Here is a 21,467-nt window from a genome sequence, read left to right on the forward strand (position 1 = left end):
TGTATTGATGGATATCAAGCTGGGGCGGTAGCGGATCCAGCAAACTGGACGCTATAGCCGCAGGATGCCGGACATGTCGACGCCCTCTCATACCTCTCGTTTCTTCGCTCTCGCCCTGCTGGCCGTCTTGTTGGCCGCCGGCGGGTTCGGCTACTGGAAGTCCCGACATGACCGCCTGCCGGAAGGCCTGAGCATGGGCAACGGGCGCCTCGAAGCCACCGAAGTCCAGATCGCCAGCAAGACCCCCGGTCGCCTGGCCGAAGTGCTTGCCAACGAGGGCGACAAGGTCGTCAAAGGCCAGTTACTGGCGCGCATGGACACTCGTACCCTGGAAGCCCAGCGCAACCAGGCCGAAGCCGAAGTACTGCGGGCCCGGGAAAACCTCGCGGCCACCGAGGCCAATGTACAACTGCGCCAGAGCGAACAATTGCTCGCCCACCAGGAACTCCAGCGGACCCGCGAGCTGTTCAAGCGTGGTTTTGCCAGCGGCCAGGTCATCGACCAACAGCAGGCCCGCATGGACACTGCCAACGCCGCGGTCAATGCGGCCCGGGCCCAGGTATCGGCGGCAAACGCCGCCATCGGCGCGACCCTCGCCCAGGTGGCCCAACTGACCAGCGAAATCGATGACAGCCGCTTGCGCGCGCCTATCGATGGCGTGATCCAACTTCGCCTGGCCGAGCCGGGCGAAGTGCTGGGCGCTGGCGGACGGGTGCTGCTGATGATCGATCCGAACGACCAGTACATGAACCTCTATCTGCCGGCGTCCGTGGCCGGGAAACTGGCGGTAGGCGACGAAGCACGAGTGCTGCTCGACGCCCTGCCCGAGCGACCGCTGCCGGCCACGATCAGCTTCGTCGCGGCAAAGTCCCAGTTCACCCCCAAGGAAGTCGAAACCCGTGACGAACGCCAGAAGCTGGTGTTTCGCGTCAAGGTACGCCTGACCCGCCCCGGCGAGGTGCCCCAGGCCAAACCCGGCATGCCGGGTGCCGGCTACCTGCGCACGGCCCCCATCGACTGGCCGGCCAACCTGCAATGAACGCCGGCGGCGGCGAACCGGCGCTGCGCGCCTCGGGCCTCAAGCACCGCTACGGCGCCCATGCCGCCCTGGACGACATCGCTTTCAATCTGCCCGTCGGCACTCGCTGCGGCCTGATCGGCCCGGACGGGGCCGGCAAGTCGAGCCTGCTGGGATTGATTGCCGGGGTGAAGAAGCTCCAGCACGGCGAACTCGACGTACTGGGAGCATCGATCGAGGACCGGCATCATCGCAACACCCTCTACCGACGTATCGCCTTCATGCCTCAAGGACTGGGGGGCAACCTTTACCCTGATCTGTCGATACGCGAGAACATCCGGTTTTTCGGCACGCTGTTCGGACTATCGCGGGCGGAATGCGAACAACGCATGGGCACGCTGCTGTTGGCGACCGACCTGCAGCGTTTTGCCGACCGCCCGGCGGGCAAGTTGTCCGGCGGCATGAAACAGAAGCTCGGCCTGTGTTGCGCACTGATCCACGAGCCGGACCTGCTGATTCTCGACGAACCCACCACTGGCGTGGACCCGCTGTCGCGGCGACGCTTCTGGGAACTGATAGAAGACGTGCGCCGCCAACGACCGCAACTGACCTTGCTGGTCGCCACGGCCTACATGGAAGAAGCCGAACAATTCGAGCATTGCCTGATGCTCGATAACGGTCGCTTGATCGCCCAGGGCTTGAGCGCGGACCTGGCCGCTGTCACGCCAGACGGCAAGCTCGACTCGGCCTTCACCCATTTCCAGGGCGACAACGGTCGCGACGCCGAGCCGCTGACGATCCCGCCCAGGGGCGACAGCAGCGCCGACATCGCCATCGAAGCCCATGACCTCACCTTGCGCTTCGGTGATTTCACTGCGGTCGATCACGTCAGCTTCGCGATTGGTCGTGGTGAGATTTTCGGTTTCCTGGGCTCCAACGGTTGCGGCAAGACCACCACCATGAAAGTGCTGACTGGGCTGATGCCCGCCAGCGAAGGCAGCGCCCGCCTGTTGGGCAACCCGGTCAACGCCAAGGACCTTGCCACGCGCAAACGGGTGGGCTTCATGTCCCAGAGCTTCTCGCTGTATGGCGAGCTGAGCGTGCGCCAGAACCTGACCTTGCACGCCAAGCTGTTCGACCTGCCCAAGACCGAAAGCACCAGCCGCATCGAAGACTTGATCCAACGTTTCCAGTTGCAGGACCTCGCCGATCAGCCTTCCGGGGCGTTGCCCCTGGGCCTGCGCCAGCGTTTGTCCCTGGCGGTGGCGGTGCTGCATCGCCCGGAAGTGCTGATCCTCGACGAGCCGACCTCCGGCGTCGACCCGGCCGCCCGGGATGACTTCTGGCGCCTGCTGATCGAGTTGTCTCGCGAACAGGGCGTGACGATTTTCCTCTCCACGCACTTCATGAACGAAGCCCAGCGCTGCGACCGTATTTCGCTGATGCACGCCGGCAAGGTCCTGGCCTGCGATACGCCAGCGGCCCTGCAGGCGCAGTTCAACGGCCAGACCCTGGAAGCCGCGTTCGTCACCTGCCTGGAACAGGCCCAGGGCGAGGCGCAGCAAGACTCCACCCCGGTGGCCCTCGGCCAGGCCGACACCCCGCAGGACCGGCACGGCCTCAGCCTGGGTCGCCTGTTGGCCGTCGCCAGCCGGGAAGGCAAGGAACTGTTGCGGGACAAAGTGCGAATGGCATTCGCCCTGCTCGGCGCCCTGTTCATGATGGTCATCTTCGGCTACGGCATCTCCCTGGACGTGGAAAAACTCGCCTTCGCCGTGTTCGACCAGGATCAGAGCCCACAAAGTCGCACCTACCTGGAGGCTTTTCGCAGCTCGCGTTATTTCGAGGAGCAACCGGCTATCCGCGACGCCAACGAATTGCATCGACGCCTGCAACGCTCGGAAATCAAGCTGGCCCTGGAAATACCGCCCGGTTTCGGTCGCGACCTGTACGCCGGCCGGCAGCCCACCGTCGGCGCCTGGCTGGACGGCGGCATGCCATTCCGCGCCGAGACCAGTCGCAACTACGTCGAGGCCGTGCACCAGGCCAACCTCGAGCAATGGGCCGAACAGAGCAGCCCGGCCCGCAACCCGCACACCGCGGCCAAGCTGGAAACCCGGTTTCGCTACAACCAGGACGTGGTCAGTGTGAATGCCATCGGGCCGGGGGTCATGGCACTGATCCTGGCGTTCATTCCCGCCATGTTGACGGCCCTGGGCATCGTGCGGGAGAAGGAGCTGGGCTCGATCACCAACTTCTACGCCACACCGCTGACCCGCCTGGAGTTCCTGCTGGGTAAACAGACCCCCTACCTGGTCATCAGCCTGGTCAACCTGGCCCTGCTGACGGCCATGAATCGCTGGTTGTTCGGCGTGCCGTTCAAGGGCAGCGGCCTGACGCTGGCACTGGGCGGCCTGCTCTACGTGCTGGCGACCACCAGCATGGGCTTGTTGATTTCGGCGTTCACCCGCACCCAGATCGCAGCGATCCTCGGCACCATGATCATCACCAGCCTGCCGACCATCCAGTTCTCCGGGCTGATCGTGCCGCGCTCGTCCCTGGAAGGCGCAGCGTCGGTGATGGGTCAGTTGTTCCCTGCTGGCCATTTCCTGGACATCGCCGTCGGCACCTTCACCAAGGCCCTGGGTCTGCGCCAGCTATGGCCGCAATGCCTGGCGTTGTTCGGGTTCTTCCTGGGGTTCACCGGGCTCAGCCTGGTCATGCTGAAGAAGCAGGAGGCCTGATGCGCACGCTTTCACACATCTGGCGCCTGGGCCTCAAGGAACTGACCAGCTTGCGGTACGACTCGGTCCTGCTGCTGTTTTTGGCCTACGCCTTCACCGTGGCGATCTATATGCCGGCCGCAGGCTCGGTGATTGGCGTTCACAACGCCAGCGTGGCGGTGGTGGATGAAGACCAGAGCCACCTCTCGCGCCAACTGGCCCAGGCCCTGCAACCGCCGGAGTTCCAGGCCCCGATGGCGCTGCCCTATGCCGAACTGGACAAGGTCATGGACAGTGGCCGCTACACCTTCGTCATCAACGTGCCCGCCAACTTCCAGGCCGACCTGCTTGCCGGACGCGAACCGGCGTTACAACTGAACGTCGATGCCACGGCCATGAGCCAGGCGTTCATGGGGGCCGGCTACATCGGACGGATTTTCCAACAGGAGTTGCTGACCTACAGCGGCCAGGCGCAAGCGAGCGAGCAAACGCCCATCAGGCTGACCACCCGTGCGCTGTTCAACACCAACCTCGAGGGGGGATGGTTTCTGGCGGTGATCCAGATCGTCAACAACATCACCATCCTGGCCATCATCCTGACGGGAACCGCGCTGCTGCGCGAACGCGAGCACGGCACCCTCGATCACTTGCTGGTGCTGCCACTGACGGCCCTGGAAATCATGCTGGCGAAAATCTGGAGCAACATGCTGGTGGTCGTGCTGTGCACCTGGGCGTCGCTGGAGATCGTCGTCAAGTTCGCCTTGGGCGTGCCGCTCGCCGGCTCCATGCTGCTGTTCCTGCTGGTGACGGCGCTCTATCTGTTCGCCAGCACCGCCCTGGGTATCTTTCTCGCCACCCTGGCGCGCTCGACGCCACAGTTCGGCTTGCTGTCGATCCCGGTGATCATCCCGATGCTGCTGTTGTCCGGCGGCAGCACCCCGCTGGACAGCATGCCGCAATGGCTGCAATGGGTGATGCAAGGCTCGCCGTCGACCCATTTCGTCAGCCTCAGCGCGGCGATCCTGTTCCGTGACGCAGGGGTCGGCGTGGTCTGGCCAGACCTGTTGGCACTGGCGGCCATCGGGCTGTCGTTCTTCGCTGTCGCCCTGGGGCGTTTTCGTAAAAGCCTGGCCTCTTGATAAAACAGCCTTGGACAGCGCCTGGAAACCCAGGCCCTGTCTAAGACTGTGCGCCAGCGCTTATTGAATGATCAGGTTGTTGAACAACAGATCTTCCACCATCGGCTTGCCGGTCTCGTCGTTCATCACCTGCTGGGTCTGCTTCAAGGCTTCCTGGCGCAGCTTTTCCTTGGCTTCGAGGTTGTTCATCGTCTCGGTGGTCTGTTGGGCGAACAACGCCACCAATTGGTTACGAATCAGCGGCTCGTTGGCCTTGACCGCCGCAGCGGCGGCGTCACCGGTCACGCGCAGGGCCACGTCGGCCTTGTAGACCTTCAGCTTCGCCGTGCCGTCCAAGCCATAGTTGCCCACGAATGGCGGGCTGAGGGTGATGTAACTGACTTTCGGTGCCTCGCCCTCTTTCGCTTCCTTGGCCTCTTCGGCCATTGCCGCCACAGGCAACGACAGGGCCAGCATCAACATGATCCACGCTTTCACAATCGACTCCTCATCCGGTTTGCGGCCCAGCATACCGACCCGCCGTTCAAGCACAAGCTTATGGCCGGCTATCAGGGCGGGGCATGCTCGTTGACCCGTTGTCTCTCACACCTACACTTATCGGCCATCACTCCCAAAGGAATAGCCCTGATGAAAGCCGTGCTGTGCAAAGAATTCGGCCCCGCCGAATCGCTGGTGCTGGAAGACGTCGCCAGCCCCGTCGCCAAGAAGAACGAAGTGCTGCTGGACGTGCACGCCGCCGGGGTGAATTTCCCTGACACGCTGATCATCGAGGGCAAATATCAATTCAAGCCCCCCTTCCCGTTTTCCCCCGGTGGCGAAGCGGCGGGCGTGGTCAGCGAGGTGGGTGAGAAAGTCAGCCACTTTAAGGTCGGCGACCGGGTGATGGCGCTGACCGGCTGGGGCAGCTTTGCCGAACAAGTGGCGGTGCCCGGCTACAACGTGTTGCCGATTCCCGCGGCCATGGACTTCAACACCGCCGCCGCCTTCAGCATGACGTATGGCACCTCGATGCACGCCCTCAAGCAACGGGCCAACCTGCAACCCGGCGAAACCTTGCTGGTGCTCGGCGCCTCCGGTGGCGTTGGCCTGGCGGCCGTGGAAATCGGCAAGGCCATGGGTGCCCGGGTCATCGCCGCCGCCAGCAGCACGGAAAAACTTGCCGTGGCCAAGGCAGCCGGTGCCGACGAACTGATCAACTACAGCGAAACCAGCCTGAAGGATGACATCAAGCGCCTCACCGACGGCCAGGGCGCCGACGTGATCTACGACCCGGTGGGTGGCGACCTGTTCGACCAGGCCATCCGCGCCATCGCCTGGAACGGCCGGCTGCTGGTGGTGGGCTTCGCCAGCGGACGCATCCCCGAACTGCCGGTGAACCTGGCGCTGCTCAAGGGCGCCGCCGTGGTGGGCGTATTCTGGGGCTCCTTCGCCCAACGCCAACCCCAGGACAACGCCGCCAACTTCCAGCAATTGTTCGGCTGGTTCGCCGAGGGCAAGCTCAAGCCGCTGGTGTCGCAGGTGTACCCGCTGAGCAACGCGGCACAAGCCATCAATGATCTTGGCCAACGCAAGGCGGTCGGAAAAGTGGTGGTCCAGGTTCGCTGACTGCTTACCCAAACTGTTTATACCGGGCCGCAACCCTGCGACCCGGTTTCGCCATTCCCACGCCGCCCTTCATTTATACCTGAGCGACATGTTCATAAAAGAACACGATGTCGCCAACATTCCTGCTTTTTTGTTGATGCGAACCGATGCTATTTTCGGTAACGAAACTGTAACATTCGCATCCGCAGTCAAAACAAGAAATCTGGAGCTCTTGAATGTTTGCTTTCTTTCGCCCTGCCGCCCATCAGGCTCCATTGCCTGAAGAAAAAATAGACAGCACCTACCGACGCCTTCGCTGGCAGATCTTCGCCGGGATTTTCATTGGGTATGCGGGTTACTACCTGCTGCGCAAGAACTTCACCCTGGCATTTCCGGATCTGATCGCCCAGGGCTATACAAAAGGCCAACTGGGAGTGGCGATGTCGGCGATTGCGATCGCCTACGGCCTTTCCAAGTTTCTGATGGGCATCGTGTCCGACCGTTCCAACCCTCGCTACTTCCTGCCCTTTGGCCTGATTGTGTCCGCCGGTGTCATGTTCGTCTTCGGTTTCGCACCGTGGGCAACCTCCAGCGTGACCATGATGTTCATCCTGTTGTTCATCAACGGTTGGGCCCAAGGCATGGGTTGGCCACCGAGCGGGCGCACCATGGTGCACTGGTGGTCACAGAAAGAACGCGGCGGTGTGGTTTCGGTATGGAACACCGCCCATAACGTCGGCGGCGGCTTGATCGGCCCACTGGCGATACTTGGCATGGGCTGGTTCAACGACTGGCACAGCAAGTTCTACGTACCGGCAGCGGTGGCGCTGCTGGTCGCTGTATTTGCCTTCATTGTCATGCGCGACACGCCGCAATCGACAGGCTTGCCGCCCATCGAGAAGTACAAGAACGATTATCCGGAAGGCTACGACGCCAGCCACGAAGAAGAATTCAGCGCCAAGGACATCTTCGTCAAATACGTGCTGCGCAACAAAATGCTCTGGTTCATCGCCATGGCCAACGTCTTCGTCTACTTGTTGCGCTACGGCATCCTGGATTGGGCGCCGACCTACCTCAAAGAGGTCAAGCACTTCAATTTCGACAAGACGTCCTGGGCTTACTTCCTGTACGAGTGGGCCGGCATTCCCGGCACGCTGCTGTGCGGGTGGATGTCGGACAAGATCTTCCGGGGCAACCGTGGCCTGACGGGCATGGTGTTCATGGCGTTGGTGACCGTTGCGACGATCGTCTACTGGCTGAATCCGCCGGGCAACCCGATGGTCGACATGATCTCGCTGTTCGCCATCGGCTTTCTGATCTACGGCCCGGTCATGCTGGTGGGTCTGCAGGCGCTGGAACTGGTGCCCAAGAAAGCGGCGGGCACGGCTGCCGGCTTTACCGGTCTGTTTGGTTATCTGGGTGGTTCGGTCGCGGCCAGTGCCATGATGGGCTACACGGTGGACTATTTCGGCTGGGATGGCGGTTTCATCCTGCTGGTCGTCGCCTGCCTACTGGCAATGGCGTTCCTCGCGCCCACGCTGTGGCACAAGCAGATAGCCAGTCAGAGCCGCGAAGCGGTCGCCTGATCCAGCGCTGATTGGCATCGCTTGAGTCGCGCCTCCAGATTCCGGTCTGGCATGGCGTGGCTGCGCAGGGCGTGGACGGTCTGCTCGACGTAGTCGCGAGTGGTGCCGTAACGCCCACAGGCGCTTTCGAACACCTGGCTCAGCACATGGTCCGGCACGTTGCCGGCATAGCTGGGCAGGTGCCGCTCCAGCACAAAACCCAAGGCTTGCACCCGGCTGCCATCCTCGAGACGGCAACTGAGCCAGTGCGGACGATAGGACGGGACCGGCATCTCGCGCTGCCACAGGGCAAACAGCGAGTCCTCGAGATTCTCCTCCGGCAATCGGTAGGCGAACCCGCTGCACGAACCGCCGCGATCCAGCCCGAACACCAGCCCCGGCAACTCCGGGGTGCCGCGGTGCTCATGGGACCACAGGTACAAACCGCGATGATAACCATGGACCCGACCGCGCATGCGCTCCACCGCCGTGCATTCCGGCCGCCAGATCAATGAACCGTACGCGAACAGCCAGACCGGACCGCCCTGGTGGAGGCTCATGGTCAATTGCATCGAGGCAAGCAACTGCTCACGGGTCAGCTGCGGCCCCAGCTCGAGTCGTGGCGGGTACAAGGCACAGGTGATGGCGGATTCGATAGCGGTCATGGCCGGTAGCGGTTGGCTCCTCGCGGGTCGGAAGATAGATAGCGCCGTCATGACACTGACGCTGCTCAGAATGCAGGCAAGTTGGATGCCATGAATGCCTGGAATCAGGCATATACCTTAATGACATTCAGCGTGGGTGCTAAATATCGAATCGATATATCGTTAGGTACATCACCTGTGGGAGCAAGGCTTGCCCACGATGAGAGCGATGCGGTCTTTCAGAGACCGAGGTGCCTGTTTCGCGAGCAAGCTTTGCTCCCACAAAGCGGAAACTCCCCCGCCACAAAAGCTGACCTCAATCAAATTTCAAGAGGGGCTCAAGCCCGCGGTGCATAGGCAAACACATCGGCGCGCATTTGATGGGCGTCCATGCCAGCTTCCACCAGCGCATCGAGCGTGGCGTAGATCATGGCCGGCGAGCCGCTGGCGTAGACGTGCACGCCGGAAAGATCGCTGAGGTCCTCGCACACTGCTTCATGGAGCATTCCGCAGCGCCCTTCCCAACCGCACAAGTCGCTGACGACTTTGTGCAGGAACAGGTTCGGCAGTTTTTTCCATTCGTCCCAATGCTCGATTTCATAGAAATCGTCCGGCCGCCGCACGCCCCAGTACAGATGCACCGGGTGCTTGAAGCCCGCGGCACGGCAGTGCTCGATCAGGCTGTGCATCTGCGCCATGCCGGTTCCGGCGGCGATCAGCACCAACGGTCCGTCCGGCAGCTCGGACAAATGCGTGTCGCCAAAAGGCATTTCGACGCGCACGCTGGGGTTGCGTTGCAGTTGTTCCAGCAGCGCCTGTGCACTGCTTTCGCGCACCAACACATGCAACTGCAGCTCGCGCCCGGAATGCGGCGCCGAGGCCAGGGAGAACGCCGATTTCTCGCCGTTTTCCCGTTCGATCATCAGGTATTGCCCGGCGTGATAGCGCGGTGGCTTGCCCGCTGGCGCCCGCAGGCGCACTCGCCAGACATCGCCGCCCACCTCGGCGCACTCGATTACCTGGCACGCCAGGTTGCGTACCGGTAGCTCGCCCGGCGACAGCACGCCATCCCACAACACCACGCAATCCTCCAACGGCTCGGCGATGCACGTGAAAATCTCACCGTGGTCGCGCACCTCGCCCGCCTGTTCCACACGGCCTTCCACCAACAACGCACCACAGACGTGGCAGTTGCCGTTGCGGCAGCTTTGCGGGCATTCATAGCCCAGGCGCCGCGCGCCATCGAGAATCCGCTCGGCGGGCCGTATCTCCAGCACCGCCCCGGAAGGCTGCAAGGTTACACGCATCAATCTATTCCTAACTGATTCCAGATGGCATCGATCCGTTGGGTAACGGCTTCATCCTTGACGATAACCCGGCCCCACTCGCGAGTGGTTTCACCGGGCCATTTATGCGTGGCATCGAGTCCCATCTTCGACCCCAGGCCAGACACCGGCGAGGCGAAGTCGAGGTAGTCGATCGGCGTATTCTCGATCATCACCGTGTCGCGCTTGGGGTCCATGCGCGTGGTGATGGCCCAGATCACGTCGTTCCAGTCCCGTGCGTTGATATCGTCGTCAGTGACGATAACGAACTTGGTGTACATGAACTGTCGCAAAAACGACCAGACCCCGAGCATCACGCGCTTGGCATGCCCCGGATACGACTTCTTCATGGTCACCACGGCCATGCGATACGAACAACCTTCCGGCGGCAAATAGAAATCGGTGATTTCCGGAAACTGCTTCTGCAGGATCGGCACGAACACTTCGTTCAGCGCCACGCCGAGAATGGCCGGCTCATCGGGTGGACGGCCGGTGTAGGTGCTGTGGTAAATCGGCTTGATCCGATGGGTGATGCGTTCGACGGTGAACACGGGGAAGCTGTCCACTTCATTGTAGTAACCGGTGTGGTCGCCGTACGGCCCCTCATCGGCCATTTCGCCGGGATGGATCACACCTTCAAGAATGATCTCGGCGGTGGCCGGCACTTGCAAATCGTTGCCACGGCACTTCACCAGTTCGGTACGGTTGCCCCGCAACAGGCCGGCGAACGCGTATTCGGAAAGGCTGTCGGGCACGGGCGTGACGGCGCCGAGGATGGTCGCCGGGTCCGCGCCCAGGGCCACCGACACCGGGAAAGGCTGGCCGGGGTGTTTCTCGCACCACTCACGGTAGTCCAACGCACCGCCGCGATGACTCAGCCAGCGCATGATGACCTTGTTGCGGCCAATCACCTGCTGACGGTAGATGCCCAGGTTCTGGCGGTCCTTGTTCGGGCCTTTGGTGACGGTCAGGCCCCAGGTGATCAGCGGCCCCACGTCGCCCGGCCAGCAGGTCTGTACCGGGAGCGTGGCCAGGTCGACGTCGTCGCCCTCGATGACCACTTCCTGGCAGATCGCGTCCTTGACGACTTTCGGCGCCATGGCAATGATCTTGCGGAAAATCGGCAGCTTGGACCAAGCGTCCTTCAGGCCTTTCGGCGGCTCGGGCTCCTTGAGGAACGCCAGCAGCTTGCCGATCTCGCGCAGTTCGCTGACAGCTTCGGCGCCCATGCCCAAGGCCACGCGCTCCGGCGTGCCGAACAGGTTCCCCAGCACCGGAATGTCATAACCCGTCGGGTTTTCGAACAACAGCGCCGGGCCTTTTGCGCGCAGGGTGCGGTCGCAGACCTCGGTCATTTCCAGGACAGGAGACACCGGCACCTGGATGCGCTTGAGTTCGCCGCGCTGTTCCAGCCCGCTGATAAAGTCGCGCAAGTCGCGATACTGCATGCAAAAGCCTCATGGTGGCCGTGGCGTTCGGGGGCCCGAGTTTAACGCCGCCCGTCCAGAATAGTGAATGCACAGATAGCAAAAAGCCGGGTTTCCCCGGCTCTTGCTGGCCTGTCTTGGCGATTTACTTGCGTTTCATCGACAGGAAGAACTCATCGTTGGTCTTGGTCGTCTTCAGCTTGTCGACCAGGAACTCGATGGCGGCGACTTCATCCATCGGATGCAGCAGCTTGCGCAGGATCCACATGCGCTGCAACTCGTCGTCGGCGGTCAGCAACTCTTCGCGGCGCGTGCCGGAGCGGTTGATGTTGATGGCCGGGAAGACACGCTTCTCGGCGATACGACGATCCAGAGGCAGCTCCATGTTGCCGGTGCCCTTGAATTCCTCGTAGATCACTTCGTCCATCTTCGAACCGGTTTCAACCAGTGCGGTGGCGATGATGGTCAGCGAACCGCCTTCCTCGATGTTCCGCGCGGCGCCGAAGAAACGCTTCGGTTTTTCCAGCGCATGGGCATCGACACCACCGGTCAGTACCTTGCCGGAGCTCGGGATCACGGTGTTGTAGGCACGGGCCAGACGGGTGATGGAGTCCAGCAGGATCACCACGTCTTTCTTGTGTTCGACCAGGCGCTTGGCCTTCTCGATCACCATTTCGGCAACCTGCACGTGGCGGGTTGGCGGCTCGTCGAACGTCGAGGCGACCACTTCGCCGCGCACGGTGCGCTGCATCTCGGTCACTTCTTCCGGACGTTCGTCGATCAGCAAGACGATCAGGTGAACTTCAGGGTTGTTACGGGCGATGTTGGCCGCGATGTTCTGCAGCATGATCGTCTTGCCCGCTTTCGGCGGCGCCACGATCAGGCCACGCTGGCCCTTGCCGATGGGTGCGCACAGGTCGATGACACGACCGGTGAGGTCTTCGGTGGAACCGTTGCCGGCTTCCATCTTCATGCGCACGGTCGGGAACAGCGGGGTCAGGTTCTCGAAGAGAATCTTGTTCTTCGCGTTTTCCGGACGATCGAAGTTGATCGTGTCGACCTTGAGCAGGGCGAAATAACGTTCGCCTTCCTTCGGAGGACGGATCTTGCCAACGATGGTGTCACCGGTGCGCAAGTTGAAGCGACGGATCTGGCTCGGCGAGACGTAGATATCGTCTGGCCCGGCGAGATAGGAAGCGTCTGCGGAGCGAAGGAAGCCGAAGCCGTCCTGGAGAATCTCCAGCACGCCATCACCGGAGATTTCCTCGCCGCTTTTCGCGTGCTTCTTGAGCAGGGAGAAAATCACGTCCTGCTTGCGCGAACGGGCCATATTTTCTATGCCCATCTGTTCGGCCAATTCGAGCAGTTCGGTAATCGGCTTTTGCTTGAGTTCAGTCAGATTCATATAGGAATGACGTAATCATTTATGGAGGGGGGAAATTAAGCTTTTGGCTTAATGAGGCCGCGCCGCAGAGAAGGCGACAGGATCGCGTACTTATTCGAAAGGAGAGCGTCGGCGACGGCTTGCAGGGGGCAATGGAGAAACCAGTGCGGGGCCGAATGTAACACCTGGGTTTGCAAGCGTCTAGCCCCGGATAACGAAAAAGCCCCGCGATTTGCGGGGCTTTTTCAGTGGCATTCGGCGCTTAGATGTTGGCGTCGAGGAAAGCAGCCAGTTGCGACTTCGACAACGCACCGACCTTGGTGGCTTCGACGTTGCCGTTCTTGAACAGCATCAGGGTCGGGATACCACGCACGCCGTGCTTGGCCGGAGTCTCCTGGTTCTCGTCGATGTTCAGCTTGGCAACGGTCAGCTTGCCCTTGTAGGTCTCGGCAATCTCGTCCAGGACTGGGGCGATCATTTTGCAGGGACCGCACCACTCAGCCCAATAGTCGACCAGTACCGCGCCTTCGGCCTTGAGTACGTCAGCTTCGAAGCTAGCGTCGCTAACGTGTTTGATCAGATCGCTGCTCATGGAAATCTCCGGGGTCATCAGCAAAAAAACGTGGCCCATCATAGCGGCCCTTCCCGGGTTCAGGAAGCCGCAGTTGATTGAGTCTCGCTATGGCGCAAGATGTATTTGGATATGGCCCGGCTCATGAAGCCGTGGGGGCGACGAACGAAATCCCGGTACGCAGCGCAGCGTTACGTACATGTTCCTGCATGGCTTTTTGCGCGGCGGCAGAAGCCCGACGGGCCAGGGCGCGAAGGATCTTGCGGTGCTCTTGCCAGGTTTCCATCGCCCGTTCCGCCCGGATGAACGGTAGTTTCTGGCTTTCCAGGAAGATGTCGGCGCTGGCGGTAAGGATGCTCAACATCGCCTGGTTGCCGCTGGCCAGCAGGATTCGCCGATGGAATTCGAAATCCAGCCGCGCGGCGGCGTCGAAATCCCCGACCTTCAACTCCCGGCGCATGGCTTCGACATTGTCTTGCAAGCGGTCGAGTTCATCGGCGCTGAGCGTCACCGCCGCCAACCCTGCCGCGAAGCCCTCCAGGGCGTAGCGCAACTGGAAGATGTCCACCGGCGAAGCCTGGGCCGCGAACGGCCAACCCGGCGCCGACTCGTTGCGCGGGGCCTCTACCGGCGCCTGCACGAACACCCCCTTGCCCGGCTGCACGCTGATCATGCCCAAGGCACTCAGGGAGGACAGCGCTTCGCGCAACGACGCCCGGCTCACGCCCAGTTGCAGCGCCAGGTCCCGTTGCGACGGCAACGCATCGCCTGGGCCGAAGCCTTCATCGACGATCAGTTTGCGGATGGCTTGCAGGGCCACTTCAGGAACGGCACGAGCGATGGAATTCATGATTTTTTCAGACGAACCGGGCCAGTGAGCGGCTAGTTGTAAAGCTATTCGCCGCGCCCGGCAAGTCGTGCCCCAGCAGGGTTCGGCGACAAATACCGACGCCCGATAACGGTGCGAAACACGACGCAACTGTTCAGACCAGTAAGACCGCTGTCCACCAGCAAAACCGTGGCTTTGGCCGATTAAACGTCGCCTTGGCATGGCCTGTGCTCTGTCCGAACGCAGAAATCACATCACCGATTGCGGAGATTCGCCATGATTCAGCGTTGCAGCGTCCTGCTCACAGCCCTGTTTGCCAGCCTGATGCTTTGTCAGTTGCCCGCCCACGCCGATGGCCTGGAAGACGTGGTCAAGCGTGGCACCCTCAAGGTCGCCGTGCCCCAGGACTTCCCGCCATTCGGTTCGGTCGGCCCGGACATGAAACCCCGCGGCCTGGACATCGACACCGCGAAACTGCTGGCCGACCAGCTCAAGGTCAAGCTTGAACTGACGCCGGTCAACAGCACCAACCGCATCCCCTTCCTGACCACTGGCAAGGTCGACCTGGTGATTTCCAGCCTGGGCAAGAACCCGGAGCGGGAAAAAGTCATCGACTTCTCCAGTGCCTATGCGCCGTTCTACCTGGCCGTCTTTGGTCCACCCGACGCTGCGATCAACGGCCTGGACGACCTCAAGGGCAAGACCATCAGCGTCACCCGTGGCGCCATCGAAGACATCGAGTTGACCAAGGTCGCCCCCGAAGGCACCACCATCAAGCGCTTCGAAGACAACAACTCGACCATCGCCGCCTACCTGGCCGGCCAGGTGGACCTGATCGCCAGCGGCAACGTGGTGATGGTCGCCATCAGCGAACGCAACCCCAAGCGTGTTCCGGCGCTGAAGGTGAAACTCAAGGACTCGCCGGTGTACGTGGGCGTAAACAAGAACGAGCCGGCGCTGCTGGATAAGGTCAACCAGATCCTGGCCACCGCCAAGACCGATGGCAGCCTGGAGAAGAATTCCCAGACCTGGCTCAAGCAACCGCTGCCGGCCGATCTCTGACCGTCGCTTGAGAGGCTGAGCATGGCTTATCAGTTCGATTTTCTGCCGGTGCTGCAAAACACCGAGCTGTTGCTGCGCGGTGCGCTGTTCACCCTGGAACTGACGGCTATCGGCACGTTGCTCGGGGTCGGCCTGGGCATCGTCGGCGGCGTGGTGCGGGCGTGGAACATTCGCCCGTTCGCGGCGATCTTCGGCGTCTACGTGGAATTGATCCGCAACACACCGTTCCTGGTGCAGTTGTTTTTCATCTTCTTCGGCTTGCCGTCCCTGGGCCTGCAGATTTCCGAATGGCAGGCGGCGGTGCTGGCGATGGTGATCAACCTCGGCGCCTACTCCACCGAAATCATCCGCGCCGGTATCCAGGCCATCCCACGGGGGCAACTGGAAGCGGCCGCGGCCCTGGCGATGAGCCGCTTCGAGGCCTTCCGCCACGTGGTGCTGCTGCCGGCATTGGGCAAGGTCTGGCCGGCCCTGAGCAGCCAGATCATCATCGTGATGCTCGGCTCGGCGGTCTGTTCGCAGATCGCCACCGAAGAGTTGAGCTTCGCCGCCAACTTCATCCAGTCGCGCAACTTCCGCGCCTTTGAAACCTACGCACTGACCACGCTGATCTATTTGTGCATGGCGCTGCTGATCCGCCAGTTTCTGAACTGGGTAGGGCGCCGCTACATTGCCAGGAGCGGCCAATGAGCGATTTCACTTTCTGGGACGTGGTGCGCAACCTGCTCACCGGCCTGCAATGGACCTTGGCGCTGTCGCTGGTGGCGTTTATCGGCGGTGGTGTGATCGGCTTGCTGGTGATGGTGCTGCGTATCTCCAAAAGCGCCCTGCCCCGCAACATCGCCCGCATCTACATCGAGTTGTTCCAGGGCACACCGCTGTTGATGCAGCTGTTCCTGGTGTTCTTTGGTGTGGCGCTGGCCGGGGTGGAGATTTCGCCGTGGATGGCGGCGGCCATTGCCCTGACGCTGTTCACCAGTGCCTACCTGGCGGAGATCTGGCGCGGTTGTGTCGACTCGATTTCCAACGGCCAGTGGGAAGCCTCGGCGAGCCTGGCCCTCAACCCGCTGGAGCAGTTGCGCTACGTGATCCTGCCCCAGGCCCTGCGCATCGCCGTGGCGCCGACCGTGGGTTTTTCCGTGCAGGTGGTCAAAGGCACCGCCGTGACTTCGATCATTGGCTTTACCGAACTGACCAAGACCGGCGGCATGCTCGCCAACGCCACGTTCGAGCCGTTCATGGTCTATGGCCTGGTCGCCCTCGGTTACTTCCTGCTCTGCTACCCCTTGTCCCTCAGTGCGCGCTACCTGGAAAGGAGACTGCATGCCTCTGCTTAGAATTACCGCCCTGCATAAATACTACGGCGATCATCACGTGCTCAAAGGCATCGACCTGACCGTCGAGGAAGGCCAGGTGGTGGCGATCATCGGCCGCAGCGGCTCGGGCAAATCCACCTTGCTGCGCACCCTCAATGGCCTGGAATCGATCAACGACGGCGTGATCGAAGTCGACGGCGAATACCTCGATGCCGCCCGCGCCGACCTGCGCAGCCTGCGGCAGAAAGTCGGAATGGTGTTCCAGCAGTTCAACCTGTTCCCGCACCTGACGGTGGGCGAGAACGTGATGCTCGCGCCGCAAGTTGTTCAAAAAGTGCCCAAGGCCAAGGCGGCCGTGCTGGCGCGGCAGATGCTGGAACGGGTCGGGCTTGGCGAGAAGTTCGATGCCTTCCCCGACCGGTTGTCTGGCGGCCAGCAGCAACGGGTGGCGATTGCCCGCGCGCTGGCGATGTCGCCGAAAGTGCTGCTGTGCGACGAGATCACCTCGGCCCTGGACCCGGAACTGGTCAATGAAGTGCTCAGCGTGGTGCGGCAACTGGCCAAGGAGGGCATGACCCTGATCATGGTCACCCACGAAATGCGCTTCGCCCGGGAAGTGGGCGACAAACTGGTGTTCATGCACCAGGGCAAGGTGCATGAGGTGGGCGATCCCAAGGTGCTGTTCGCCGATCCGCAGACTGCGGAGCTGGCGAACTTCATCGGGACGGTCGAGCCTGTGGCCTGAGGTTTGTGGTGCCGGCTCTGGCCTCATCGCGAGCAAGCTCGCTCCCACAGGTTCTCGGTTGCCGGCTATTGCGCAGGCGAGACAAAACACGTGTGGGAGCGAGCTTGCTCGCGATTGACCGCGAAGCGGTCGCCTTTGCGTTGGCGTAAGCGGTCGATCGTGGCAGGATGGCGAGGTTATCGACCGAGACTTTTTGACCATGCCGCAATCCCAAGCCAAGAATCTGTCCCTGATCGCTGCCATCGACCTGGGCTCCAACAGCTTCCACATGGTCGTCGCCAAGGCCCAGAACGGGGAAATCCGCATTCTTGAGCGGCTCGGTGAGAAGGTCCAACTGGCTGCCGGCATCGACGAAGAGCGCCAGCTGAGCGAAGAATCCATCCAGCGCGGGCTCGATTGCCTCAAGCGGTTTGCCCAACTGATCAACGGTATGCCCCTGGGCGCGGTGCGGATCGTCGGCACCAACGCCCTGCGCGAGGCGCGCAACCGTGGCGAATTCATCCGTCGCGCCGAAGAGATCCTCGGCCATCCGGTGGAAGTCATCTCCGGCCGTGAAGAAGCCCGCCTGATCTACCTTGGCGTCTCCCACACCCTGGCCGACACCCCGGGCAAGCGCCTGGTTGCAGATATCGGCGGTGGCAGTACCGAATTCATCATCGGCCAGCGCTTCGAACCGCTGTTGCGCGAAAGCCTGCAGATGGGCTGCGTCAGCTACACCCAGCGTTATTTCCGCGACGGCAAGATCACCCCGGCCCGCTACGCCCAGGCCTACACGGCGGCGCGCCTGGAAATCATGAGCATCGAACACGCCCTGCACCGCCTGACCTGGGACGAAGCCATCGGCTCCTCCGGGACCATTCGCGCCATCGGCCTGGCGCTCAAGGCTGGCGGCCACGGGACTGGCGAGGTCAACGCCGATGGCCTGGCCTGGCTCAAGCGCAGGGTGTTCAAGCTCGGTGAAGCGGACAAGATCGATTTCGAAGGCATCAAGCCCGACCGCCGGGCGATTTTCCCGGCGGGCCTGGCAATCCTCGAAGCGATTTTCGACGCCCTCGAACTGCAACGCATGGACCACTGCGAGGGCGCTCTGCGCGAAGGCGTGCTCTACGACCTGCTGGGGCGTCATCATCATGAAGACGTGCGTGAACGCACCCTGGGCTCGCTCATGGAGCGTTATCACGTCGACCTGGAGCAGGCCGCACGGGTCGAACGCAAGGCACTGCATGCCTTCGACCAGGTGGCCGATGACTGGGACCTGAACGACGGGGTCTGGCGCGAACTGCTGGGCTGGGCCGCCAAGGTCCATGAAGTGGGCCTGGACATTGCCCACTATCACTACCACAAGCATGGCGCCTACCTGATCGAGCACTCCGACCTGGCGGGCTTCTCCCGGGAAGACCAGCAGATGCTCGCGCTATTGGTGCGCGGCCACCGGCGCAACATTCCCAAGGATAAATTTGCCGAGTTCGGCGATGACGGCATCAAGCTGATTCGCCTGTGCGTACTGCTGCGCTTTGCGATCCTGTTCCATCACATCCGTGGCACCCAGGAAATGCCCCAGGTCGCCCTGCATGCCGACGGCGATCAGCTGGACGTGATGTTCCCCGACGGATGGCTGGAAGAAAACCAACTGACCCAGGCCGACTTCGCCCAGGAAGCCGAGTGGCTGACCCGGGTCGGGATTGTGTTGAACATTCACTGAGCCCCGCCACAACACAGATCTATTGTGGCGAGGGAGCTTGCTCCCGCTGTGCTGTGTAGGAGCTGTCGAGTGCAACGAGGCTGCGATCTTTCCCCAAACACTTGAGTCTCAAGCGAAAGATCAAAAGATCGCAGCCTTCGGCAGCTCCTACAGCCCCCCAGCGGAAGCAAGCTCCCTCGCCACACAAGCCAGGCCTGCCTCCCCGCCCCCGTTTTTTAACGAACCGCCAACACCGGGCTGCTCAAGCGCTCGAGCAATGTCGCCTGGGCGCTGCGCGGGTTCTGGTTGCCGGTCGGCGTATTGCGGATGTAACGGCCATCCGACTGCAGGCTCCAGCTGTGGGTGTTGTCGGTGAGGTAGCTTTCCAATTCCTTCTTGACCCGCAGGATCAGCTTCTTGCCTTCCACCGGGAAGCAGGTCTCGACCCGTTTGTCGAGGTTGCGCTCCATCCAGTCGGCGCTGGACAGGAACATCTGCTCCTCCCCGCCGTTGAGGAAGTAGAACACCCGGGTATGCTCCAGGAACCGCCCGATGATCGAGCGTACATGGATGTTGTGGGACACCCCCGGGATGCCTGGCCGCAGGCAGCACATGCCCCGCACCACCAGGTCGATGCGCACGCCCGACTGGCTGGCCTTGTACAACGCGCGGATGATCTTCGGATCAGTCAGCGAGTTGAACTTGGCAATGATGTGGGCCGGTTTGCCGTCCAGGGCGAACTGCGTCTCCCGGGCGATCATGTCGAGCATGCCCTTTTTCAAGGTGAACGGCGCGTGCAGCAGTTTCTTCATGCGCAGGGTCTTGCCCATGCCGATCAACTGGCTGAACAGCTTGCCAACGTCTTCGCACAAGGCATCGTCGGAGGTCAGCAGGCTGTAGTCGGTGTACAGGCGGGCGTTGGCGGCGTGGTAGTTACCGGTGCCCAAGTGGGCGTAACGCACGATCTCACCGGCCTCGCGGCGCAGGATGAGCATCATCTTGGCGTGGGTCTTGAAGCCGACCACGCCATAGATCACCACCGCGCCGGCCGCTTGCAGGCGACTGGCCAGTTGCAGGTTGGATTCTTCGTCGAAGCGGGCGCGCAATTCGATCACCGCCGTGACTTCCTTGCCGTTTCGCGCCGCGTCCACCAGGGCATCGACGATTTCCGAGTTGGCGCCGCTGCGGTACAGGGTCTGGCGCACCGCCAGGACGTGAGGGTCCTTGGCGGCCTGGCGCAGCAGGTCGACCACCGGCGTGAACGACTCGAACGGGTGCAACAGCAGGATGTCCTGCTTGCTGATCACGCTGAAAATGTTCTCGCTGTTTTGCAGCAGTTTCGGGATCTGCGGCGTGAACGGCAGGTATTGCAGTTCCGGGTGGCTGTCCAGGCCGGTGATACTGAACAGTCGGGTCAGGTTGACCGGACCGTTGACCTGATACAGCTCGGTCTCGTGCAGGTTGAACTGCTTGAGCAGGTAGTCGGACAGGTGTTTCGGGCAGGTGTCGGCCACCTCCAGGCGCACCGCATCGCCGTAGCGACGGGAGAACAGCTCGCCGCGCAGGGCGCGGGCCAGGTCTTCGACGTCCTCGGTGTCCACCGACAGGTCGGCGTTACGCGTCAGGCGGAACTGGTAGCAACCCTTCACCTTCATGCCCTGGAACAGGTCATCGGCGTGGGCGTGGATCATCGACGACAGGAACACATAATTGTCGCCGGGGCCGCCGACATCTTCCGGCACACGGATGATACGCGGCAACAGGCGCGGCGCCGGAATGATCGCCAGGCCGGAATCGCGACCGAAGGCGTCGATCCCTTCCAGCTCGACGATGAAGTTCAGGCTCTTGTTGACCAGCAGCGGGAACGGGTGCGTCGGATCGAGACCGATCGGCGTGATGATCGGCGCGATCTCGTCGCGGAAATAGCGGCGCACCCAAGTCTTGATCTTGGTATTCCAGTAACGCCGGCGGATGAAGCGCACCTGGTGCTTTTCCAGCTCCGGCAACAGGATGTCGTTGAGGATCGCGTATTGCCGGTCCACATGGCCGTGGACCAGCTCGCTGATGCGGGCCAGGGCCTGGTGCGGTTGCAAGCCGTCGGCACCCGCCTGTTCACGGGCGAAGGTGATCTGTTTCTTCAGGCCGGCGACGCGGATTTCGAAGAATTCATCCAGGTTGCTGGAAAAGATCAGCAGGAATTTCAGCCGTTCCAACAGCGGATAGGACTCGTCCAGCGCCTGCTCCAGCACGCGGATGTTGAACTGCAGCTGCGACAGCTCGCGATGGATGTAAAGGCTGCTGTCATCCAGGTTCGGAATGGCAATCGCCGGCGCCGGGACGGGCTCGATGACGGCCGGGGGAGCGGGCTCCAGCTCCGGCGGTGTTTCGGCAACTTGCTCGACCACGGGTTGAGCGTCTTTTACGGCAACTTCGGAGAGTCCTTCGGTATTCATC

The 21,467-nt window shown here is 62.0% G+C and carries 18 protein-coding genes; 10 read left to right on the forward strand and 8 right to left on the reverse strand.

All coding sequences use genetic code 11. The features are described from left to right. The first annotated feature begins 73 nt into the window (after window positions 1-73). Genes BLU85_RS20960 through BLU85_RS20970 form a run of 3 tightly spaced genes read left to right on the forward strand, consistent with a single transcriptional unit; the run spans window position 74 to window position 4,880 of the window. Window positions 74-1,039 carry an HlyD family secretion protein gene (locus BLU85_RS20960; RefSeq protein WP_092203204.1) on the forward strand — a complete coding sequence of 322 codons (966 nt, stop codon included), beginning with the start codon at window positions 74-76 and terminating at the stop codon, window positions 1,037-1,039. Next, complete coding sequence (rbbA, locus tag BLU85_RS20965; RefSeq protein ID WP_092203206.1) at window positions 1,036-3,762, forward strand: ribosome-associated ATPase/putative transporter RbbA; 2,727 nt, start codon at window positions 1,036-1,038, stop codon at window positions 3,760-3,762. Before BLU85_RS20960 ends, rbbA begins: the two co-directional genes overlap by 4 nt. Continuing rightward, window positions 3,762-4,880 carry an ABC transporter permease gene (locus BLU85_RS20970; protein WP_092203208.1) on the forward strand — a complete coding sequence of 373 codons (1,119 nt, stop codon included), beginning with the start codon at window positions 3,762-3,764 and terminating at the stop codon, window positions 4,878-4,880. Before rbbA ends, BLU85_RS20970 begins: the two co-directional genes overlap by 1 nt. 60 nt (window positions 4,881-4,940) lie before the next feature. Here BLU85_RS20970 and BLU85_RS20975 read toward each other — a convergent pair whose 3' ends face one another. Continuing rightward, on the reverse strand, window positions 4,941-5,357 hold the full coding sequence (locus BLU85_RS20975) for a flagellar basal body-associated protein FliL (RefSeq protein WP_092203289.1): 417 nt from the start codon (window positions 5,355-5,357) through the stop codon (window positions 4,941-4,943). 150 nt (window positions 5,358-5,507) lie between these two features. Between BLU85_RS20975 and BLU85_RS20980 the strand changes: the two genes are divergently transcribed. After that, on the forward strand, window positions 5,508-6,485 hold the full coding sequence (locus BLU85_RS20980; RefSeq protein ID WP_092203210.1) for an NADPH:quinone oxidoreductase family protein: 978 nt from the start codon (window positions 5,508-5,510) through the stop codon (window positions 6,483-6,485). A gap of 215 nt (window positions 6,486-6,700) precedes the next feature. Then, entirely contained in the window at window positions 6,701-8,050 is a 1,350-nt protein-coding gene (gene glpT, locus BLU85_RS20985) for a glycerol-3-phosphate transporter (protein WP_092203212.1), read from the forward strand. Here the strand turns inward: glpT and BLU85_RS20990 are convergent. From BLU85_RS20990 to BLU85_RS21015, 6 genes are all read right to left on the reverse strand, one after another. Beyond that, complete coding sequence (locus tag BLU85_RS20990) at window positions 8,026-8,694, reverse strand: gamma-glutamylcyclotransferase (RefSeq protein WP_092203214.1); 669 nt, start codon at window positions 8,692-8,694, stop codon at window positions 8,026-8,028. The genes glpT and BLU85_RS20990 overlap by 25 nt on opposite strands. Window positions 8,695-9,011: 317 nt before the next feature. Further along, window positions 9,012-9,980, reverse strand: coding sequence for a CDP-6-deoxy-delta-3,4-glucoseen reductase (locus BLU85_RS20995; RefSeq protein ID WP_092203216.1), 969 nt, complete (start codon window positions 9,978-9,980; stop codon window positions 9,012-9,014). Next, on the reverse strand, window positions 9,980-11,446 hold the full coding sequence (gene ubiD, locus BLU85_RS21000) for a 4-hydroxy-3-polyprenylbenzoate decarboxylase (protein ID WP_060740124.1): 1,467 nt from the start codon (window positions 11,444-11,446) through the stop codon (window positions 9,980-9,982). Before ubiD ends, BLU85_RS20995 begins: the two co-directional genes overlap by 1 nt. Window positions 11,447-11,570: 124 nt before the next feature. After that, window positions 11,571-12,830 (reverse strand): transcription termination factor Rho, encoded by a 1,260-nt coding sequence (gene rho, locus BLU85_RS21005; protein ID WP_003206716.1) that lies wholly within the window; start codon window positions 12,828-12,830, stop codon window positions 11,571-11,573. 241 nt (window positions 12,831-13,071) lie between these two features. Beyond that, on the reverse strand, window positions 13,072-13,401 hold the full coding sequence (gene trxA / locus BLU85_RS21010) for a thioredoxin TrxA (protein WP_003206727.1): 330 nt from the start codon (window positions 13,399-13,401) through the stop codon (window positions 13,072-13,074). A 121-nt stretch (window positions 13,402-13,522) separates the two neighbouring features. Continuing rightward, the gene (locus tag BLU85_RS21015; protein WP_092203218.1) at window positions 13,523-14,230 is read right to left on the reverse strand and encodes a FadR/GntR family transcriptional regulator; all 708 of its coding nucleotides are present in this window, start codon (window positions 14,228-14,230) and stop codon (window positions 13,523-13,525) included. A gap of 255 nt (window positions 14,231-14,485) precedes the next feature. Here BLU85_RS21015 and BLU85_RS21020 point away from each other — a divergent pair, with 255 nt between their 5' ends. From BLU85_RS21020 to ppx, 5 genes are all read left to right on the forward strand, one after another. Further along, on the forward strand, window positions 14,486-15,271 hold the full coding sequence (locus BLU85_RS21020) for a transporter substrate-binding domain-containing protein (protein WP_092203220.1): 786 nt from the start codon (window positions 14,486-14,488) through the stop codon (window positions 15,269-15,271). 21 nt (window positions 15,272-15,292) lie between these two features. Further along, entirely contained in the window at window positions 15,293-15,961 is a 669-nt protein-coding gene (locus tag BLU85_RS21025; RefSeq protein WP_092203222.1) for an amino acid ABC transporter permease, read from the forward strand. After that, the gene (locus BLU85_RS21030) at window positions 15,958-16,608 is read left to right on the forward strand and encodes an amino acid ABC transporter permease (RefSeq protein ID WP_092203224.1); all 651 of its coding nucleotides are present in this window, start codon (window positions 15,958-15,960) and stop codon (window positions 16,606-16,608) included. Before BLU85_RS21025 ends, BLU85_RS21030 begins: the two co-directional genes overlap by 4 nt. Then, window positions 16,595-17,332, forward strand: coding sequence for an amino acid ABC transporter ATP-binding protein (locus tag BLU85_RS21035; RefSeq protein WP_092203226.1), 738 nt, complete (start codon window positions 16,595-16,597; stop codon window positions 17,330-17,332). The genes BLU85_RS21030 and BLU85_RS21035 overlap by 14 nt, the downstream gene beginning before the upstream one ends. A 199-nt stretch (window positions 17,333-17,531) precedes the next feature. Then, the gene (gene ppx, locus BLU85_RS21040; RefSeq protein ID WP_092203228.1) at window positions 17,532-19,034 is read left to right on the forward strand and encodes an exopolyphosphatase; all 1,503 of its coding nucleotides are present in this window, start codon (window positions 17,532-17,534) and stop codon (window positions 19,032-19,034) included. Window positions 19,035-19,249: 215 nt separating this feature from the next. On the opposite strand, the gene ppk1 is transcribed toward ppx, so the two are convergent. After that, window positions 19,250-21,466 carry a polyphosphate kinase 1 gene (gene ppk1 / locus BLU85_RS21045; protein ID WP_092203230.1) on the reverse strand — a complete coding sequence of 739 codons (2,217 nt, stop codon included), beginning with the start codon at window positions 21,464-21,466 and terminating at the stop codon, window positions 19,250-19,252. Window position 21,467: the final 1 nt, after the last annotated feature.

This window comes from Pseudomonas sp. NFACC14 (assembly GCF_900106885.1).
Taxonomy (GTDB): Bacteria; Pseudomonadota; Gammaproteobacteria; order Pseudomonadales; family Pseudomonadaceae; genus Aquipseudomonas; species Aquipseudomonas fluorescens_AA.

What these genes read in the sequence shown, in the direction of transcription:
- BLU85_RS20960 (WP_092203204.1), top strand. Translation starts at nt 74, where the DNA reads ATGTCGACGCCCTCTCATACCTCTCGTTTCTTCGCTCTCGCCCTGCTG.
- rbbA (WP_092203206.1), top strand. Translation starts at nt 1,036, where the DNA reads ATGAACGCCGGCGGCGGCGAACCGGCGCTGCGCGCCTCGGGCCTCAAG.
- BLU85_RS20970 (WP_092203208.1), top strand. Translation starts at nt 3,762, where the DNA reads ATGCGCACGCTTTCACACATCTGGCGCCTGGGCCTCAAGGAACTGACC.
- BLU85_RS20980 (WP_092203210.1), top strand. Translation starts at nt 5,508, where the DNA reads ATGAAAGCCGTGCTGTGCAAAGAATTCGGCCCCGCCGAATCGCTGGTG.
- glpT (WP_092203212.1), top strand. Translation starts at nt 6,701, where the DNA reads ATGTTTGCTTTCTTTCGCCCTGCCGCCCATCAGGCTCCATTGCCTGAA.
- BLU85_RS20990 (WP_092203214.1), bottom strand. Translation starts at nt 8,694, where the DNA reads ATGACCGCTATCGAATCCGCCATCACCTGTGCCTTGTACCCGCCACGA.
- BLU85_RS20995 (WP_092203216.1), bottom strand. Translation starts at nt 9,980, where the DNA reads ATGCGTGTAACCTTGCAGCCTTCCGGGGCGGTGCTGGAGATACGGCCC.
- ubiD (WP_060740124.1), bottom strand. Translation starts at nt 11,446, where the DNA reads ATGCAGTATCGCGACTTGCGCGACTTTATCAGCGGGCTGGAACAGCGC.
- rho (WP_003206716.1), bottom strand. Translation starts at nt 12,830, where the DNA reads ATGAATCTGACTGAACTCAAGCAAAAGCCGATTACCGAACTGCTCGAA.
- trxA (WP_003206727.1), bottom strand. Translation starts at nt 13,401, where the DNA reads ATGAGCAGCGATCTGATCAAACACGTTAGCGACGCTAGCTTCGAAGCT.
- BLU85_RS21015 (WP_092203218.1), bottom strand. Translation starts at nt 14,230, where the DNA reads ATGAATTCCATCGCTCGTGCCGTTCCTGAAGTGGCCCTGCAAGCCATC.
- BLU85_RS21020 (WP_092203220.1), top strand. Translation starts at nt 14,486, where the DNA reads ATGATTCAGCGTTGCAGCGTCCTGCTCACAGCCCTGTTTGCCAGCCTG.
- BLU85_RS21025 (WP_092203222.1), top strand. Translation starts at nt 15,293, where the DNA reads ATGGCTTATCAGTTCGATTTTCTGCCGGTGCTGCAAAACACCGAGCTG.
- BLU85_RS21030 (WP_092203224.1), top strand. Translation starts at nt 15,958, where the DNA reads ATGAGCGATTTCACTTTCTGGGACGTGGTGCGCAACCTGCTCACCGGC.
- BLU85_RS21035 (WP_092203226.1), top strand. Translation starts at nt 16,595, where the DNA reads ATGCCTCTGCTTAGAATTACCGCCCTGCATAAATACTACGGCGATCAT.
- ppx (WP_092203228.1), top strand. Translation starts at nt 17,532, where the DNA reads ATGCCGCAATCCCAAGCCAAGAATCTGTCCCTGATCGCTGCCATCGAC.
- ppk1 (WP_092203230.1), bottom strand. Translation starts at nt 21,466, where the DNA reads ATGAATACCGAAGGACTCTCCGAAGTTGCCGTAAAAGACGCTCAACCC.